This window comes from Phycisphaeraceae bacterium (assembly GCA_040222855.1).
GTDB lineage: Bacteria > Planctomycetota > Phycisphaerae > Phycisphaerales > Phycisphaeraceae > Mucisphaera.
Genome location: JAVKCD010000003.1, coordinates 381,579 through 398,377 on the forward strand (window position 1 = coordinate 381,579; position 16,799 = coordinate 398,377).

At 62.0% G+C, this 16,799-nt stretch carries 17 protein-coding genes; 9 read left to right on the forward strand and 8 right to left on the reverse strand.

Annotated elements, in window-relative coordinates:
- Positions 1 to 81 precede the first annotated feature (81 nt).
- Positions 82 to 681: an RsmD family RNA methyltransferase gene (locus RIG82_01700; GenBank protein ID MEQ9459653.1), complete on the reverse strand. Its 600-nt coding sequence runs from the start codon at positions 679 to 681 to the stop codon at positions 82 to 84.
- A gap of 106 nt (positions 682 to 787) precedes the next feature.
- Here RIG82_01700 and RIG82_01705 point away from each other — a divergent pair, with 106 nt between their 5' ends.
- A complete protein-coding gene (locus RIG82_01705) occupies positions 788 to 1,687 on the forward strand; it encodes a hypothetical protein (protein MEQ9459654.1) in 900 nt (299 codons plus the stop codon).
- Positions 1,684 to 2,985 carry a histidine--tRNA ligase gene (gene hisS, locus RIG82_01710; GenBank protein ID MEQ9459655.1) on the forward strand — a complete coding sequence of 434 codons (1,302 nt, stop codon included), beginning with the start codon at positions 1,684 to 1,686 and terminating at the stop codon, positions 2,983 to 2,985. The genes RIG82_01705 and hisS overlap by 4 nt, the downstream gene beginning before the upstream one ends.
- 140 nt (positions 2,986 to 3,125) lie before the next feature.
- On the opposite strand, the gene RIG82_01715 is transcribed toward hisS, so the two are convergent.
- Positions 3,126 to 3,605, reverse strand: coding sequence for a CbiX/SirB N-terminal domain-containing protein (locus tag RIG82_01715; GenBank protein MEQ9459656.1), 480 nt, complete (start codon positions 3,603 to 3,605; stop codon positions 3,126 to 3,128).
- 131 nt (positions 3,606 to 3,736) lie between these two features.
- On the opposite strand from RIG82_01715, the gene RIG82_01720 reads away from it, so the two are divergent.
- Both RIG82_01720 and RIG82_01725 read left to right on the forward strand, forming a co-directional pair.
- Positions 3,737 to 4,858: a 3-isopropylmalate dehydrogenase gene (locus tag RIG82_01720; protein ID MEQ9459657.1), complete on the forward strand. Its 1,122-nt coding sequence runs from the start codon at positions 3,737 to 3,739 to the stop codon at positions 4,856 to 4,858.
- Positions 4,859 to 4,872: 14 nt separating this feature from the next.
- A complete protein-coding gene (locus RIG82_01725) occupies positions 4,873 to 6,111 on the forward strand; it encodes a DUF1343 domain-containing protein (GenBank protein ID MEQ9459658.1) in 1,239 nt (412 codons plus the stop codon).
- A 142-nt stretch (positions 6,112 to 6,253) separates the two neighbouring features.
- Here the strand turns inward: RIG82_01725 and RIG82_01730 are convergent, their stop codons facing one another.
- Complete coding sequence (locus RIG82_01730) at positions 6,254 to 7,132, reverse strand: dienelactone hydrolase family protein (protein MEQ9459659.1); 879 nt, start codon at positions 7,130 to 7,132, stop codon at positions 6,254 to 6,256.
- A gap of 276 nt (positions 7,133 to 7,408) precedes the next feature.
- Between RIG82_01730 and RIG82_01735 the strand changes: the two genes are divergently transcribed.
- On the forward strand, positions 7,409 to 7,750 hold the full coding sequence (locus RIG82_01735; GenBank protein ID MEQ9459660.1) for a hypothetical protein: 342 nt from the start codon (positions 7,409 to 7,411) through the stop codon (positions 7,748 to 7,750).
- Between the two features lie 288 nt (positions 7,751 to 8,038).
- On the opposite strand, the gene RIG82_01740 is transcribed toward RIG82_01735, so the two are convergent.
- From RIG82_01740 to nrdR, 3 genes are all read right to left on the reverse strand, one after another.
- On the reverse strand, positions 8,039 to 9,250 hold the full coding sequence (locus RIG82_01740; GenBank protein MEQ9459661.1) for a glycosyltransferase family A protein: 1,212 nt from the start codon (positions 9,248 to 9,250) through the stop codon (positions 8,039 to 8,041).
- A 161-nt stretch (positions 9,251 to 9,411) separates the two neighbouring features.
- Positions 9,412 to 9,849 carry a CBS domain-containing protein gene (locus RIG82_01745; protein ID MEQ9459662.1) on the reverse strand — a complete coding sequence of 146 codons (438 nt, stop codon included), beginning with the start codon at positions 9,847 to 9,849 and terminating at the stop codon, positions 9,412 to 9,414.
- Positions 9,850 to 10,053: 204 nt separating this feature from the next.
- On the reverse strand, positions 10,054 to 10,548 hold the full coding sequence (gene nrdR, locus RIG82_01750; protein MEQ9459663.1) for a transcriptional regulator NrdR: 495 nt from the start codon (positions 10,546 to 10,548) through the stop codon (positions 10,054 to 10,056).
- Positions 10,549 to 10,607: 59 nt separating this feature from the next.
- Here nrdR and RIG82_01755 point away from each other — a divergent pair, with 59 nt between their 5' ends.
- On the forward strand, positions 10,608 to 11,489 hold the full coding sequence (locus RIG82_01755; protein MEQ9459664.1) for a TIGR00282 family metallophosphoesterase: 882 nt from the start codon (positions 10,608 to 10,610) through the stop codon (positions 11,487 to 11,489).
- Between the two features lie 173 nt (positions 11,490 to 11,662).
- Positions 11,663 to 12,664 carry a diguanylate cyclase gene (locus RIG82_01760; GenBank protein ID MEQ9459665.1) on the forward strand — a complete coding sequence of 334 codons (1,002 nt, stop codon included), beginning with the start codon at positions 11,663 to 11,665 and terminating at the stop codon, positions 12,662 to 12,664.
- A gap of 72 nt (positions 12,665 to 12,736) precedes the next feature.
- On the opposite strand, the gene RIG82_01765 is transcribed toward RIG82_01760, so the two are convergent.
- On the reverse strand, positions 12,737 to 13,618 hold the full coding sequence (locus tag RIG82_01765; protein ID MEQ9459666.1) for a formyltetrahydrofolate deformylase: 882 nt from the start codon (positions 13,616 to 13,618) through the stop codon (positions 12,737 to 12,739).
- 192 nt (positions 13,619 to 13,810) lie between these two features.
- Between RIG82_01765 and lpdA the strand changes: the two genes are divergently transcribed.
- A complete protein-coding gene (gene lpdA / locus RIG82_01770) occupies positions 13,811 to 15,256 on the forward strand; it encodes a dihydrolipoyl dehydrogenase (GenBank protein MEQ9459667.1) in 1,446 nt (481 codons plus the stop codon).
- A 106-nt stretch (positions 15,257 to 15,362) separates the two neighbouring features.
- Complete coding sequence (locus RIG82_01775; GenBank protein MEQ9459668.1) at positions 15,363 to 15,968, forward strand: thioredoxin family protein; 606 nt, start codon at positions 15,363 to 15,365, stop codon at positions 15,966 to 15,968.
- A 10-nt stretch (positions 15,969 to 15,978) separates the two neighbouring features.
- Here the strand turns inward: RIG82_01775 and RIG82_01780 are convergent, their stop codons facing one another.
- Positions 15,979 to 16,725: an ankyrin repeat domain-containing protein gene (locus tag RIG82_01780; GenBank protein ID MEQ9459669.1), complete on the reverse strand. Its 747-nt coding sequence runs from the start codon at positions 16,723 to 16,725 to the stop codon at positions 15,979 to 15,981.
- Positions 16,726 to 16,799: the final 74 nt, after the last annotated feature.

Below are 16,799 nucleotides of genomic sequence, written 5' to 3' on the forward strand. Positions count from 1 at the left end.
ACACTTTGCCACCGTGCAGCGCAGGCAAAGTGTGCCCGCAATGAACAACACCAGGTGGCTGGAGTCCGGCGCAGCCAACCCTTACCCCAAACCCCTCTGATAAACCTGCAACAGCATCCCCCCATACTTCACCGCCACCGGACCCTCCAACCCATCCACCTCCGCCGCCTCTCCGTACGCCGTAGGCGTCCGCAGACACACCACCCCGCCCTCCTCCAACCGACCCCCCAACCGCCCAATCACCCCCATCATCCGCTCCACCGCACCCCCATCGCCCATCAACTTGTAAGGCGGGTCCATGAACACCAACGCCAACGGTTCCGACTCCAACTGATCCAGCCACATCGGCAGCAACGCACTCCCCGACACGATCCGCGACCGATCCATCAGCCCCAACGACTCCAGATTCGTCCGCAAGACCCGCTGGATCGTCCGGTCCGACTCCACAAACGTGCAGAATCGAGACCCCCGCGACAACGCCTCGATCCCCAGCCCCCCCGTCCCCGCAAACAAGTCCAGCGTCGGCCCGAACGGGTCCTCCATCCGCTCCCCCAGCATCCCACGAGCCGTCAGACGATCAAACAACGCCTGCTTCACACGATCCGTGATCGGCCGCGTCGTCTCAGCATCTGGCGGGCCAACCAGCTTCCGGTGTCGATGGGTCCCTGCAATCACACGCATACTCCCATCCTACGCCACAACCCCGCTAGAAAACCCAGCCCCGGTTCGGTACGGTGCCCCATGTAACACCTCCCCCCGCCGCCCCCTTGAAGCAATATCCAATCCCATGACCACCAAACAGAAAAAACGCGACGATAAAAAGAAGAAAAAGAACAAGCCCGACGGCCCCACCAAGGCCCAGCGCGCCGACAAATACGACCTCTATCAGAAAGCCGTCCAGGACCCCGAGCACGAGGTCGACTTCTTCGAACTCGCCTACCGCGAAGCCAACGATGGCGCCTCACCCACCACACTCCGCGAAGACTTCTGCGGAACCTTCGCCATCTGCTGCACCTGGGCCGCCTCCAAACCCGACCGCAGGTCCCTGGGCGTCGACCTCGACCCCGAACCCCTCGACTGGGGCATGGCCCACAACCTCACCAAACTCAACCCCGAACAACAGTCCCGCGTCACCCTCCTCAAAGACGACGTCCGCAAAATCACCCAGGCCAAAGCCGATGTCCTCTCCGCCCAGAACTTCTCCTTCTACCTCTTCACTGAACGCAAAGACCTCGTCAACTACTTCAAGGCCGCACGCGAAAACCTCGCCCCAGGCGGGGTCATGGTCCTCGATATGATGGGCGGGCCCGAATGCCTCAAAGAAGACAACGATGAACCCCGCAAATGCGACGGCTTCCACTACACCTGGCGCACCGAAAGCGTCAACCCCATCACCAACATCTCAAGCCACACCATCTCCTTCAAGTTCAAGGACGGCAGCAAACTCCGCAATGCCTTCACCTACCAGTGGCGCATGTACTCCATCCCCGAAGTCCGCGATGCCCTGCTCGATGCCGGATTCCCCAGAGTCGATGTCTACTGGGAAGGCGCCACCGAAGACGGTGACGGCGACGGCGACTGGAAAATCACCACCGAAGCCGAGATGGACCCCTCTTGGCTCTGCTACATGGTCGCCCGCCGCGACCTCCAACCCGTCGGAAAGCTCAACGGAAAGACCGCCCGATGAAACTCCAGGGACCCCGCGGAACCCGCGACTTCTACCCCGACGACATGGCCTGGCGGCGACGACTCGAAGACGCCTGGCGCACCGTCTCCGTCCGACACGGATTCGAAGAAGTCGATGGACCCATCTTCGAAACCCAGGAACTCTACAAAATAAAATCAGGCGACGGCATCCTCTCCGAAATCTTCCACGTCAAACACCCTCAGGGCGATGCCGAGTTCGCACTCCGCCCCGAGTTCACACCCACCCTCGCCCGTATGGTCGCCGCCCGCGCCAACGGACTCCCTAAACCCATCAAGTGGTTCGCCACCCCCAACTTCTGCCGCGCCGAGCGACCCCAACGAGGAAGACTCCGAGAGTTCTGGCAGTGGAACGCCGACATCCTCGGCTCCGAATCCGCCCTCGCCGACGCCGAATGCATCCTCGTCGCCATCGACCTGCTCCGCGAGTTCGGACTCAGCAACCAGCACATCGTCGTCCGCATCTCACACCGCGAAGTCGTCCGCCACATCCTCGAACGCCTAGGCGTCACCGACGACAAAATGGTCAACGCCTTCGAACTCCTCGATCGACGTGAAAAACTTGAACACGATGACTTCGTCAAACAGGCCACCGAACTAGGTCTCGACGGACCCAAGGTCGAACGATTCCTGCAGATGACCCGCCGCCGATACCCCGTTGGCGAAATCGATCACCTCGTCCGCTCTGTCGGCATGGATGGCGGATTCGAAAAACTCCGCGAACTCGACGAGCAACTCGTCGCCTTCGGCATCGCCGACTGGTGCGCCTACGACCTCGGCATCGTCCGCGGACTCGCCTACTACACCGGCACCGTCTTCGAACTCCACGAAGCCTCCGGCATGGAACGCGCCGTCGCCGGCGGAGGACGATACGACAAACTCATCGAACTCTTCGGCGGCCCCGCCATGCCCGCCGTCGGCTTCGGTATGGGCGACGTCGTCCTCACCAACGTCCTCCAGGACAAAGGACTCCTCCCCGAAGACGTCACCCCACGACCCGACGTGTTCGTCCTACCCGCCTCCGAAACCGGCAACACCCAGCTCCGCAGCGTCGTCGCCAACCTCCGCGAACAAGGCATCCACGCACGCTTCTCCTACAAAACCACCACCAACCTCGGCAAACTCCTCAAAGACGCCAACCAATCCCGCGCCCGCTTCGCACTCCTCCTCGGCGACGACACCCCATCAGGACAAGCCGAACTCAAAGACCTCGACTCCGGCGACCAGGCCATCATCCAACTCACCGACCTCCCCAATCACCTCGCCACACCCACCGACTGATCCAAACAACACACATCCCCTCAAAACCACCCACAACCAAAAAAACAAAACAAGCGTGTCACGAGCCGCAGGCGCAAGCCTGCCGGGCCCATCCCCTCACAAACACGCCATCACCCACCCACAATCCAAGCGCAAACCCCTCACCCCCCGACCTTCTCCCCAACGCCCTCAGGCAGCCGAAACGAACACCGCCCCGTCCCCGCACACGACTCACACTCCGGCGCCGTACCCGCCATATGACTGATGCAATGCTCGATCCGATTCTCGATCACCTGTTTCATCATCGGGTGCAGCCCGATCGGTGCCGTCACCACAAAAGGCACCCCCGGATGCCGCCCCGCTGCCTCCGCCGCCAACTCCGGAATGTCCTGATCCCAGTGCTTCCCAGGCAGCAAAAAATAAGGACAGATCAATACCTTCGTCGCCCCGCGCTCCACACAACGATCAAACGCCGTCCCGATCGACGGCTCCGCCAGCTCCATGTGCGCCGGCTCCACAATCTCAAACCCCGCCTCCGGCGCAAACGCCCCCACAAAACGCTCCAGCATCTCATTCGACGCCGCCCGCCGAGACCCATGGTCCACAATCACAATACCCAGCTTCTCAGGTGCTTTACTCATACCCCAAATATAGGCTACCTCACCCGACACGGCTCACACAGAACCCCGATCACACCCCTGCCCTTAGCCTTGACCCCCCCCGCGACCCCAGCGACACTACACGGCTACCCAGAACCACTCGGAGCCCAGCCATGTCCCTCAACCTCGCCATCATCGCCGGCGATGGAACCGGCCAGGAAGTCACCAACCAGGCCCTCCGCGTCCTCCAGCAGGTCGCCACCGACGCCAACTTCACCGTCACCACCACCGACCTCCCCTACGGCGGAGACCGCTACCTCAAAACCGGAACCGTCCTCACCGACGACGAACTCAACGAACTCAAGCAGTACGACGCCATCCTCCTCGGCGCCGTCGGACACCCCGACGTACCCCCAGGCGTCCTCGAAAAAGGCATCCTCCTCAAACTCCGTTTCGAACTCGACCAGTACATCAACCTCCGACCCGTCAAACTCTACCCCGGCATCGAAACACCTCTCGCCAACAAAACACCCGACGATATCGACCTCGTCGTCGTCCGCGAAAATACCGAAGACCTCTACGGCGGCAACGGCGGCGTCATCCGACAAAACACACCCAACGAACTCTCCACACAGGAAATGATCGCCACACGCTTCGGCGTCGAACGTTGCCTCCGCTACGCCTTCGACCTCGCACGAACCCGAAAAGCTGGCGGTTACCCCGGCAAACTCACCCTCGTTCACAAAACCAACGTCCTCACCCACTGCGGCGGCACATGGTTCCGAGCCTTCAACGAGATCGGCGACGCCGACTACAAAGACATCCAACGCGACTACCACCACGTCGACGCCTGCTGCATGTACCTCGCCACCAAACCCGAAATCTACGACACCGTCGTCGTCCCCAACATGTTCGGCGACATCATCACCGACCTCGGTGCCGCCATCGCCGGCGGAATGGGCATCGCCGCCTCCGGCAACCTTAACCCCGACCCCAACAACCCCAACCCCTCCATGTTCGAACCCGTCCACGGCTCCTCACCCGACATCGCCGGCCAGAACAAAGCCAACCCACTCGCCGCCATCGACTCCCTCGCCATGCTCCTCCAGGAAACCGGACGCACCCAGAACAAACCCCACCTCACCACCGCCGGCGACCGCGTCGCACAAGCCGTCCAGGCCGTCACCCCCAACTTCACCGGCAAAAAACTCGACCGCTCCGGCTACTCAACCTCCGACATAGGCGACATGGTCCTCAATGCCCTAGCTCAATCCCCCACCCCCGCCAACGCCTGACGAGACACCCACCCATGCGAAACATCACCCTCCTCATCCTCCTGACCACCCTCGCCGCCTGCCAAACCACGCAACCGCCCACACCGCCACCAACCACAACAACCCACGCAGCCCCCGCGCCCACCAAAATCCTCAATGGCGTCGACATCCTCCAACGCGACAACTTCCGACTCCTCGAAAACCAACGCGTCGCCATCGTCACCAACCACACCGGCCTCACCCGCGATGGCCAGCACATCGTCGACCTCCTCCACCACGCACCCAACGTCAACCTCGTCAAAATCTTCTCACCCGAACACGGCCTCTACGGAAAACTCGACGAAAAAGTAGGCCACTCCGTCCACCCCGAATACGACCTCAAGGTCTACTCCCTATACGGCGAAACCCGTAAACCAACACCCGACATGCTCGAAGACATCGACACCATCGTCTTCGACATCCAGGACATCGGCACACGCTTCTACACCTACATCTCCACCATGGGCCTCTGCATGGAGGCAGCCTCCGAACACAACCTCCGCATCGTCGTCCTCGACCGACCCAATCCCATCAACGGCATCGACGTCGCCGGACCCATCGCCGACGAAAAACACTTCGGCTTCACCGCCTACGGACCCATCCCTCTCCGACACGGTATGACCGTCGGCGAACTCGCCCACCTCTTCAACACCGAATACGACATCAACGCCAACCTCACCGTCGTACCCGTCGAAGGATGGTCCCGCGAACAGTTCTTCGACCACACAGGCCTCCTCTGGACCAACCCCTCACCCAACATGCGCAACCTCACCCAGGCCATCCTCTACCCCGGCATCGGCCTCCTCGAATCAGGAAAACAAATCTCCGTCGGCCGCGGAACCGACCAACCCTTCGAAGTCTTCGGCGCCCCCTTCATCAACCCCCAACAACTCACCGCCGCCCTCAACAACCGCAACATCCCCGGACTCTCCTTCATCCCCATCCGCTTCACACCCACCGTCCGACACTACAAAGACCAGGACTGTGGCGGGGTCTACATCATGATCACCGACCGCCACGCCCTCGAACCCATCTCCGCAGGACTCACCATCGCCTGGACCATCGAACACCTCTACCCCGACGCCTACGACCTCGACTCCGTCGCCCGAATGATCCAAGACGACGACGCCATGAACGCCCTCAAATCAGCCACAGACCCCACCACCATCCCCAACATCTGGCAAGCCGAACTCAACACCTTCAAACAAACCCGACTCCACCACCTCATCTACTAACCCAGGAACACGCCCATCACGCCAGAGGCTGGCCACCCCAAACAACAAAAATAATCACCAGTGATACGAGCCCCAGACACCAAGCCTGGGGTCCACCAACCACGAATCCCACCTCCACCAACACCACAACGCACGGCCTCACTCACCTCCCCCGCAACAACCTCCCCCACCGCACCCAAGCCTCCTCCCTCGCCACCCGATTCGCCTCCGACGCCCCCGCCATCTCCCCCGCCCGCAAAAACCCGTGCCCCGCACCCTCATACACCACCGGCTCATACCGCTTGCCCGCCGCCGCCATCGCCTGCGCCACCTCCGGCACCGCCGACGTGATCCGAGCATCATTCCCGCCATAAAACCCATACACCGGCACCGCAATCCGCTCCATCACCCCCGCCTCCGGCGCACTCCCATAAAACACATACACGCCCGCCAGCCGCGCATCCTCCGCCGCAAAACCAAACGCCTGCGACCCGCCCCAGCAGAAACCCGCCACCGACACCCGACCATCCCCCGCGTCCATCGTCCGCCCATACCGAACCACCGCCTTCAGATCCTCCGTCACCATCGCCTGATCCAACCCATAAATCCCCGTCCGCGCCTCATCCGGCGACCCAAAAGCCTCCGTCCCCCCGCCCCCCGGCCCCATCCCCGACAACAGATCCGGTGCAATCGCGATATACCCCAACTCCGCCACCTGATCCGCCACGCTCCGCGCCCAATCATTCAACCCCCGATTCTCATGAATCACCACCACCACCCCCGCCTTCTCCGCCACCTCCGGATAAACCACAAACGCCCGCACCGACCGACCACGCCCCGACCCCAACACCACCCACTCATGATGCCGTGGCGACGACTCCAGCCGCTCCAACGCATCCATCCCCTCCGGCACCTCGACACCCTCCACCCCCCGCTCCGCCCCACGTTCACCTACGTTCTCAACCTCAACCCCCTCCGACACCACCACACAACCAGCGACCAACAAACCCACCATCATCAGCAAGACTACACGCATCATCATGATCTCTAGCCTTTCTTAAATCTCAAACTCTAGCCTAACCAGCATGACGACACACTAAGAAAACGATCGAGCAAAATGATGCTGGGAATCTTCTGGTTTACCGTCGTCAAAGTAGGCCTCTAACAATATGCGATACATCAGTGTGATTTAGCCCCACCTCTGTCTATCTCTCTCATCGATCATCATCTGGAGAAAATCACGTGATGAAGCTTCGCTTAGGACTTGCTGACACAAAGAGTCCACTTCATTCCAGTTCGATATAAGGAAGTCAACTTCATGATCAATGTCATGATCGCTAAGGCTGTAGTGCCCCTTGATGCAAGCTCGAAGCAGATCAGATGTATATTCACCCGGCAAACCGACAAACCTGAAAACGATATGCATCACTGTTCTTTCTCTCTGAACAATCAAGTAACAACCTTGCTGTTTATACTCAACAAAAAAATCACCTTTACCCTGACCCCCTGGCTGAGCCTTGTTGACCACATAACCGCCAACATCAACCAGATGCTTATGAAGGCTCAGAACAGAATGATTGTCTGTCAGATTATCGATAGTCGGAAACATAAAGCATCAAGGTTTATGGTTCATGATGAGCTAAGAGCTGCATTAGATTGATCGCAGCCTGCAAAGTTTATCTTAGGCCGATCTTCAAGTTGCCAAAGCCACACCCGGCCTTGCGATGCCCGCGAGTGCACGAAAAGCCCCAGCAGCCCCGCATGGCCCGGCAATCACTCAACGTCATGTAGATTCGCCCTCGGGGTGCCATGCACCTTCAGGTGCATGCCTTTCCTCCGCCCAACCACCCCGTGCGCACAAACGACCGCATCCCGGGGCCCATCGGTCACGTTTGATTGACGAGCAAGGCCCCGTGCGCACAACTTCCCTGTCGTTTCCCGCCCCTTCTCACCCATACCGCCGCCCCTTCCACCGGTTCCCGCCCAGGTAATAATCCCGGATGCTCGCCAGCACGATCACCCCATACACCGCACTCCCCGCCGCCAGCGACCACGCATACAACCCGTTAAGACCACAAAACTTACGCGCGGCATCCATCGCCCGCGCCCCCATCACCGCTCCCACCCCCGCCAACACCCCCGGCAGCCACCCGTAAACACTGCTCAGATCAACACTTCCCACCACCACAGCCACGCCCCACACCAGCAGACTCACCGTCGGCAGCACATTAAACATCGCCACCCCCGTCAGCATCCCCAGTGCCTTCAATGGGTTATAGTCGATCCCCGCATACGCGTTCTTCGTCAGACCCTCCCACTGATCCGCCCACCCCTCGTACATCCGGCACCAGAACAACTCACTCGCCATCGCCACCCGCACCCGCGCCCCATTCGCCTTCAACGCCTTCCCAAGCGCAAGGTCTTCCACCACAAGACCTTGCACCGCCCGATGCCCACCGATCGCATCGTAATGCGACCGCCGCACCAGCATAAAAGCTCCCCCCGTCAGCGTGTCCTCATGCCCCGGATCCATCGCCCGCTCCACCGGATACAGAACCCCAAGCGCCAGCACGAGTTGCACCTGCACCAACGCCTCCACCCAAGACCCGAACCACAGCTCGGGATACAGCCCCACCAGGTCCGCCCCCGTCTCCAACCCATGACGCACCGCCGACCGTAAACACTGCGGATGCCAATGGATATCTGCATCCGTAAAACACACCCACTCCGCCCGCCAGCCCGTCCGCCTCTCCTCCGCCACCAGCGCCTCATACCCCCGCCACACCGCATGCGGCTTCCCCACCCAACCCGCCGGCGGACTCGCCTCGTTCCGCACCACCCTCAGATGCTCGTAACACCCTGCCATCTCTCGGGTTATCCCAGGCGTCCCATCCCCCGAAGCATCATCCACGAACACCACCCGGTAGTCCGGGTAGTCCTGAGCGCACAACCCCCGCAACGTCTCCGGCAGATGCTCCGCCTCATCCCGCCCCGGCACAATGATCGCCACGCTCGGCAGCCCCGCATCCGATCTAACCTCCGTCTCTGCCAGCACATAACCCAGCGTCGCCCGATGCGTCCGCGACAGATTCAACCACCCCCACACCCCCGCTCCACCCGCCAACGCCACCACCCAGAACCACCACAACACCAAAGCCATCAGCCGCACTCCTGCACCCATCCCACATGCCCGTAAGCCCCTCAAAGTTTAGGAGATAGCGCAACCCCCCACCTCATCCGCCACACCCTTCACGCAAAAAAGAACACACCCCGCCGTCACGGGCGGGGTGTGCTGCTCGCAAACCATGAAACTGCAAGTGCTTACGCAGCCCCGTGCAGATACTGATGCAGGTACTCAATCATCACCGCCTGACCCTCAAGCCGAAACGCGTTGAGGTCACCCAGCGACACCACCCCGAGAATCTGTCCCTCACCCCCAACTACCGGCAAGTGCCTGATCCGCCGGTCCTTAAACACATCCGAGATGTCCTCCAGCGACGTATCCGGCGTGCACGTCCACACGTTCGCCGTCATCGCGTCCCGCACCACCGTCGCCGTAGGATCGAGCTGCCGCGCGATCACCTTCCGCAGCACGTCCCGCTCCGTAATAATCCCCAGCAACCCTGTGCGCCCAACCACCAGCAGCGACCCGATGTTGTGCTCCGTCATCGACTCCGCAGCACGAGACACCGACGTCTCCGGTGACACGCTGTAGACCTGATTGCCCTTCCGGTCGAGGATCTGGTGGACGGTCGCCATATTGATGGACTCCTATGAAGCTCGTGAAGAAACACGGGCGATGTGACGCAGGCCGAGATGAGCGAGCCTAAGACAAGACATGAGCGGAACCGTCGTCGATTCCACCCCTTCAACATACCACCGAGACCACGGGTTTCCCAAGGAAAAAACCGCCGTATCCAGCCTTTTTCGCAGACCCGCGACCAACGGGCCGCAGCGGCGGCATTATCGGAAGAGCTTGCCCTGTCCGGGGGTCTTGCGGCCCGAGGCTTCTATAACCTCCCGAACCTCATCCAGCAGCTCGTCAAGATCACGAAACTGCTTATAAACCGAAGCAAACCGAACATAAGCCACCTGATCGATGTCACGCAGCCGTTCAGCGAGCAAGCGCCCAATGTCCATGGCATCAACCTCCCGTTCGCCAGAACGCCGAAGCTGCTCGGCGACATGCTTGACGGCTTCCTGCAGGACCTTAGTGGGCACCGGCCGTTTGTAGCAGGCCGATTCCAGACCCGCGAGCATCTTGGCCGGATCAAACGGGACCCGGGTTCCATCGCGTTTGACGACGACCAGCTTGGTGGTCTGCTCGACGGTCTCGTAGGTGGTAAAACGCTTCTTGCAGCCCTCGCACTCACGCCGCCTGCGGATGGCCTGGCCATCCTCAGCGGGGCGTGAGTCGATCACGCGGTCATTATTGGTTCCGCAGTAAGGGCATTGCATGACTGTGGCCGTATCATCCCTTGTAAGTCCGGCTGACGCCAGAGGCTTGGAGGTTTTCGGTGAGTGTACGGATTGCGTTGCTGGGCGACATTGTCGGGACGCCGGGGCGGCAGGTGGTGACCCAAGCGGTGCCGATTCTGCGCGAACAACACGGAGTAGCGCTGGTCGTGGCGAACGCCGAGAACGCAGCCAATGGCTCGGGATTGACACCCGAGATGCACGCCAAGCTGATCGCTGCAGGGGTCGACGGCATGACACTGGGGGATCACGCCTACCGCAAAAAACAGATCGTGGGCACGCTCGAGCGCGAGACGACGCTGATCCGCCCGGCGAATCTGTCGCAGAAGGCAAAGGGCAAAGTCTGCCTCCGCCTGCTGGCCGAGGTGGGCCGTGAAAAGTTGCCGGTCTATATCTTCACAGTCATCGGCCGGCTGTTTATGAACACCATGCAGGGCAGCGACCCGTTCGCAGTGGTCGATCAGATGCTCGCCCAGATCCACGAGCGCCCCTGCGCGATCCTCGTCGAGGTCCACGCCGAGGCGACCAGCGAGAAGGTCGCGATGGGCTGGTATCTCAACGAACGGGCCACCGCGGTCTACGGCACCCACACCCACATCCAGACCGCAGATGCCCGGGTGCTGCCGACACAGATCGAAGGCGCGCGCAGCCCCGCGGCAGCGCTGGCGGCGGGCGCGGGCGGCACGGCCTACATCACCGACCTGGGCATGAGTGGCCCGCAGGACTCAGTCCTTGGTCGGCGAGTCGATCGCGTCGTCCATCAGATGACCACGGCCATGCCCGCAGCGTTTGACGTCGCGGAGGGCAACCCCGAGGTTCGCGGGGTGATCGTCGAGGTCGACACCGCGACAGGCCGAGCGCTCGCCATCGAAACAATCGCGATCCCCGCCGACCTCAAGAAGAAGCCGTTCCTGGCGAGCTGATCCGAGGCCCGCGGTCACTCGGACCTGTCCAGATAGCCTGATCATCACGACCGTCAAAGTCGATGGCGGGGAGTGGATGGACGCTGTGGTTGGTAGGGGAGCAGAATCAACGATGTGGCGGGCCGTCGTGGCCATAGAGCGAACCGATTCGGCTGCGTTCCGATAAGGAAGGCATGCGACGCGAACCCGCTGGCCGTGCGATGGATGAGATGCTCGACGGGCTGAGCTTCCCGGGCGGCGATGAGCCAATCGAATCGCCGCTGTCGGATACACGCTGGCCGCGGCTGGGGCTCAGCATGATCATGCGCGCCTTGCAACTGGGCGGCCTCAGCCTCGCGGGTGTCGGCGCGGTCGCCGCCACCGTCTGGATCGGCCCCGGAGTAGCCCTGGCATTCCTGGCGGTCATCGTGATCGCCACGTACCAGCTGCACACGCGGCTGGTGACACGATCGCTGGAGCGATTGATCGATCAACTGGAGTTGACCGCCTGCAACCCGACGCCCGAACTGGTCGAACACCTCCCGCTGGGCCGTCAGGACGAGATCGGACACATCTCCAGGGCGATGGCCCGTGTCTGTCGGAACTCAATCCGCAAGGGTCACGAGGCCAAGCAACTCCGCCGAACCATGGACGAGCGCGTACGCCTGGCGACACGACAGGCGACCGGCAAGCTGCACAAGCAGACCCTGCGCGACCCGCTGACGGACCTGGGCAACCGCCGCTTCCTCGATGAACAGGGCACCGCGGTCTTCGAGGCCACCGCGGGGAGCGACACCCCCCTGCTCTGCTTGGCCCTCGACCTCGACCACTTCAAGGAACTCAACGACACCCTCGGCCACGCGGTGGGCGATGACGTGCTGGTGTTCCTCGGGTCGCTCATCAAGGCGACGCTGCGCGATGGCGACCTCGCCGTGCGGACCGGCGGCGACGAGTTCCTGATCCTGATGCCCGGAGCCGAGACCGAGCGTGGCGTGAGCTGGGCAACCCAACTCCGCGCCCTGTTCACCCAGCAGACCACCCTGCTGACCCGCGGCGGACCACGACCTGACCTGTCCATAGGCGTCGCCGAGCGAAAAGTAGATGGCACGGAAGACCTGGCAGCCCTGATGAAGCTCGCCGATGAACGGCTCTACACCGCCAAACGCAACGGACGCGGTCGGACCGAGGCGGCGTAAACTCAGATCCGACACTGTGGCTACACCTACGGCGCGATCACAGCTACCAAAGCCTAGATTGTCTCATCTGACTCACGCGTGATCCAGCATCGAACTCAGTCCCGGCCGGAAAACGACCTTGTCATCGACGACGACCAGCTTCTGGTCGAGAAACATCTGCACCGCGTCGGCGAGGATCCGGCCTTCGAGCCGCTGGCCCTTGCTGCGCACGTCCTCTGCGGTGTGGCGACCGACGTCAATATGAAAAACGTCCTGCAGGATGATCGGGCCCTCGTCGAGGTCATCGGTCACGAAGTGGGCCGTGCAGCCGGCGACCCGCACGCCGGCTTCCCAGGCGGCGTGGTACGGCTTGGCCCCGGGGAAGTGCGGCAGCAGCGACGGGTGGATGTTGATGATCTTGTAGGGGTAGGCCTGCACCATCTCCGGCGGGACGATCTGCATGTACCGGGCCAGCACAATCAGGTCGGGCTCGACGGCGGCGAGCTGCTCCATCATCCACTTGAAGTGAGCCGGCTTGTCCGGCTTCGCAGGAAAATGAGCGAAAGGCAGACCCGCAGCCGTGGCGACCGGTTCAAGATCGGGGTGATTCCCAAGGACCGTCACGAGGTCGCCCCTGAACTTGCCGGCCTTCCAGTCCTCGATCAGCGTGCTGAGACAGTGGGCTTCTTTCGAGACCAGCACGGCGACCCGGCGAGGCTTGCGCTGCTGCAGGGCGACACGGACCTCCATGCCGATGTCGCAACCGAGGTCGAGCAAGCCGGTGATCAGCTCGTCGAGCGAAGGCGACATGTCCGCGAGATCGACGAGCATGTCCATGATGAACTGCCCGTGGACCACCTGCTGCTTGAGGTCAAGGATGTTGACGCTTCGCTCTGCGAGATAGGTCGCAAACCTAGCGACGACGCCCTTCTGGTCGCGACCTATGACGGAAACAACGGCTCTGATCTCGGGCATGGGACAAAGACTCCTGCGGGCCACGGGGCTGGAGAGATCGATTAGAGCCGAGAACCGGCTCCGACGCATCCGTGACGGGGTACTACAATCGTCGGTCTGAGGACAGACGATTGTAAGCCGTCCTCACAGTTTCCCGCTGGTTATCCCGGCCCACGCTCACCAGGGCGCGGCCGGCCTTCACGAAAGAGCATCATGGCTGAGACGGCAAAGTTTGATCTGGTGGTCGTTGGCGGCGGTCCGGGGGGCTATGTCGGAGCGATCCGGGCGGCCCAACTGGGGATGAAGGTCGCCTGCGTTGAGCGCGACAAGCTCGGCGGGGTGTGCCTGAACTGGGGATGCATCCCGACCAAGGCGCTGCTGGCCGGCGCGGAGTTCTACCACCGGCTCAAGCACGAGGCAGCGGACTGGGGGATCAAGACCGAGGGTGTCGGCCACGACTGGGACAAGGTCATCGGCCGGTCCCGGAACGTCGCGGGCCAACTCAACAAGGGCGTGGGCTTTTTGTTCAAAAAGAACAAGGTCACGCACATCCAGGGCCACGCGTTCATCCCGAAAGCCGGGACCGTCGAGGTGTACGCCGAAGACGATGTGGAGCACAAGGGGGATGTGAAACAGGTACTCGAAGCAAAAAGCATCCTGGTGGCGACCGGAGCACGCCCCAGGCCGCTGGCGGGCGCTGCGTTTGATGGCGAGCGGATCATCGCGGCGAAAGAGGCGATGACTATGAAGACCCAGCCCAAGAAGATGCTGATCGTCGGGGCAGGCGCAATTGGGATGGAGTTTGCCTACTTCTACAACGCCTTCGGCACCGAATGCACGGTGGTGGAGATGCAGGAGCGCCTGCTGCCGATCGAGGATGACGAGGTCTCCGCCGCGATCGAGCGATCGTTCAAGAAGGCGGGCGTGGGCATCCGGTCGGGACACATAACGCTGTCGCTGGAGAAGACGAGCAATGGCGTGAAGGCAACCATCGCGCCGGTCGGCGATGAGAAAAAAGTCGAGACGATCGAGGCCGATGTCGCGCTGGTCGCGATCGGCGTCATGGGTCGGTACGACGGTTTATTCAGCGACTCCCTGGGGCTGGAGACCTTCAAGGACCACATCAAGGTCGACTATAAGCGAGAGGGAGCCGACTACCAGACCTCGGTCAAGGGGATCTACGCCATCGGCGATGTCATCGGCCCGCCCTGGCTGGCCCACGTGTCGTCGGAAGAGGCGATCGTCTGCGTCGAGCGCATGGCCGGTCACCACGCACCGGACATCGACTACAACGGCATCCCGGGCTGCACCTACTGCCAGCCGCAGGTCGCTTCGGTCGGCCTGACCGAGCGCGCAGCCAAGGAGCAGGGCATCGAATACGTCGCGAGCAAGTTCCCGTTTCAGGCCTCCGGCAAGGCTCAGGCGCTCGGTGCCACCGAGGGCTTCTCCAAGCTGATCACGGGCAAGAAGCACGGCGAGATCCTCGGCGCGCACATGATCGGCGAAGGCGTCACCGAACTGATCGCCGAGATCTGCCTGGCGATGCGACTCGAAGCCACGGCGGACGAGGTGATCGGCACCATCCACGCCCACCCGACCATGTCGGAAGCGACCCACGAGGCGGCCTTGGGTGCGCAGAACCGGATGATCCACTTTTAACACCACCACCCCCCCCCCCCGCAGCACCCGGCACTCATCTTTGTTCAGCCGTTCGCTGGTTGGGTGCCTAAACTGCTGTTGAACCTACGTTTTTGGAGATGACACCATGGTGATGACGGCTTCAACGATGCTTGAACTTGGCACGGCCGCACCGGACTTTACGCTGGCAGATACCGATGGATCGCTGGTGACCAAGCGTGATTTTGAGGGTCAGCCGTTGCTGGTGATGTTCATCTGCAACCACTGCCCGTTTGTGAAGCACATCGCCAAACAGCTCAAGGCACTAGGGGACGACTACGGGCCAAAGGGCGTGGGGATCGTGGCGATCAGCGCCAGCGACGCTCAAGCGTTCCCGGATGATTCGCCTGAAAAAATCAGGGACGAAAAGGCGGCTCGGGGATACCCGTTCCCTTACCTGTACGACGAGGATCAGGCCGTGGCCAAGGCCTACACCGCCGCTTGCACACCCGACCTGTTCTTGTTCGATGCCGAGCACAAGCTGGCGTACCGGGGACAGTTGGATGACTCACGCCCCAAACGGATCGAATCGGGCGTGTACGACTTCGACACCGACCCGAGCACCGGCAAGGACCTCCGAGCGGCCCTGGACGCGGTGCTCGCCGGGAAGAAGCCCGCAGTAAAGCAGGTGCCGTCGATCGGCTGCAACATCAAATGGAAGCCGGGCAACGAGCCAGCGTATTTCCAGGGCTGACTTACTGAGATCAACCTGATGACTCAAGCAGGTCGACAAGGGCGTCGGCCTGTTTTTGTTTCGCCCGATCAAGCGGTGTGAGGTCGTCTCGGGGATCGGCGAGTTTTGGGTTCGCGGTTGCTCTCAGAAGAGCTTGGGTGATGGTCACGCAGGTCTCGGGGTCATCGCTCCAGAGCGTGACGGCTCGGTGAAGCGGCGTGAAAGCTTCGGGCTCTTTGGGGCAGGGGTGATCAACCTTCACACCAGCGGCGAGAAGAAGATCGGTGCAGGCGATCGAGCCGGCGCGGATGGCGTGATGGAGAGGCGTGCGTCCGGTGAGATCGACAGGATCAGGATTGATCTTGTGCTGGAGGAGCAGGTTGAGGGTCTCGGGGTGGTCGTGGGCGGCGGCTTCGGTGAGCGGGGCACGGCTGTCGGCGTCACGGACCTCAGGATCGCCAGCGTTATTCAGCAGGCGTTCCAGGATGGCCGGGTCGCCGCGGCGGGCGGCGAGGTGCACGGCGGTCCGACGGGCGTGGAGCGGGGTCTGATAACGCGTCCGACTGTCAGGGACGGCGCCAAGTTCGAGCAGCAGCGTCACCATCTCGGGGCTGCTGTGTTCTACGCCGGCATGCAGGGGCAGGCACAGCTCGTCGCCCCAGTCACGCGAGGTCGCGACGTGGGTGTGCAGGGCCTTGGGGTTGGCCTGGATAAGGGCTCGGGCGGCATCGAGGTCGTTGGCGTGGATGGCGGCGAACAGGTCAGCGGGTCGGACCATCGCAGGGTCTCCGAAAGATTGATGAGGAGGAGATGGTACGCGGAGAGCGAGGGTCGGGCGGGGGCTTTACAATC

Coding starts and splice junctions, on each gene's coding strand:
- RIG82_01700 (MEQ9459653.1), bottom strand. CDS start 681: ATGCGTGTGATTGCAGGGACCCATCGACACCGGAAGCTGGTTGGCCCG.
- RIG82_01705 (MEQ9459654.1), top strand. CDS start 788: ATGACCACCAAACAGAAAAAACGCGACGATAAAAAGAAGAAAAAGAAC.
- hisS (MEQ9459655.1), top strand. CDS start 1,684: ATGAAACTCCAGGGACCCCGCGGAACCCGCGACTTCTACCCCGACGAC.
- RIG82_01715 (MEQ9459656.1), bottom strand. CDS start 3,605: ATGAGTAAAGCACCTGAGAAGCTGGGTATTGTGATTGTGGACCATGGG.
- RIG82_01720 (MEQ9459657.1), top strand. CDS start 3,737: ATGTCCCTCAACCTCGCCATCATCGCCGGCGATGGAACCGGCCAGGAA.
- RIG82_01725 (MEQ9459658.1), top strand. CDS start 4,873: ATGCGAAACATCACCCTCCTCATCCTCCTGACCACCCTCGCCGCCTGC.
- RIG82_01730 (MEQ9459659.1), bottom strand. CDS start 7,132: ATGATGATGCGTGTAGTCTTGCTGATGATGGTGGGTTTGTTGGTCGCT.
- RIG82_01735 (MEQ9459660.1), top strand. CDS start 7,409: ATGATCAATGTCATGATCGCTAAGGCTGTAGTGCCCCTTGATGCAAGC.
- RIG82_01740 (MEQ9459661.1), bottom strand. CDS start 9,250: ATGGCTTTGGTGTTGTGGTGGTTCTGGGTGGTGGCGTTGGCGGGTGGA.
- RIG82_01745 (MEQ9459662.1), bottom strand. CDS start 9,849: ATGGCGACCGTCCACCAGATCCTCGACCGGAAGGGCAATCAGGTCTAC.
- nrdR (MEQ9459663.1), bottom strand. CDS start 10,548: ATGCAATGCCCTTACTGCGGAACCAATAATGACCGCGTGATCGACTCA.
- RIG82_01760 (MEQ9459665.1), top strand. CDS start 11,663: ATGCGACGCGAACCCGCTGGCCGTGCGATGGATGAGATGCTCGACGGG.
- RIG82_01765 (MEQ9459666.1), bottom strand. CDS start 13,618: ATGCCCGAGATCAGAGCCGTTGTTTCCGTCATAGGTCGCGACCAGAAG.
- lpdA (MEQ9459667.1), top strand. CDS start 13,811: ATGGCTGAGACGGCAAAGTTTGATCTGGTGGTCGTTGGCGGCGGTCCG.
- RIG82_01775 (MEQ9459668.1), top strand. CDS start 15,363: ATGGTGATGACGGCTTCAACGATGCTTGAACTTGGCACGGCCGCACCG.
- RIG82_01780 (MEQ9459669.1), bottom strand. CDS start 16,725: ATGGTCCGACCCGCTGACCTGTTCGCCGCCATCCACGCCAACGACCTC.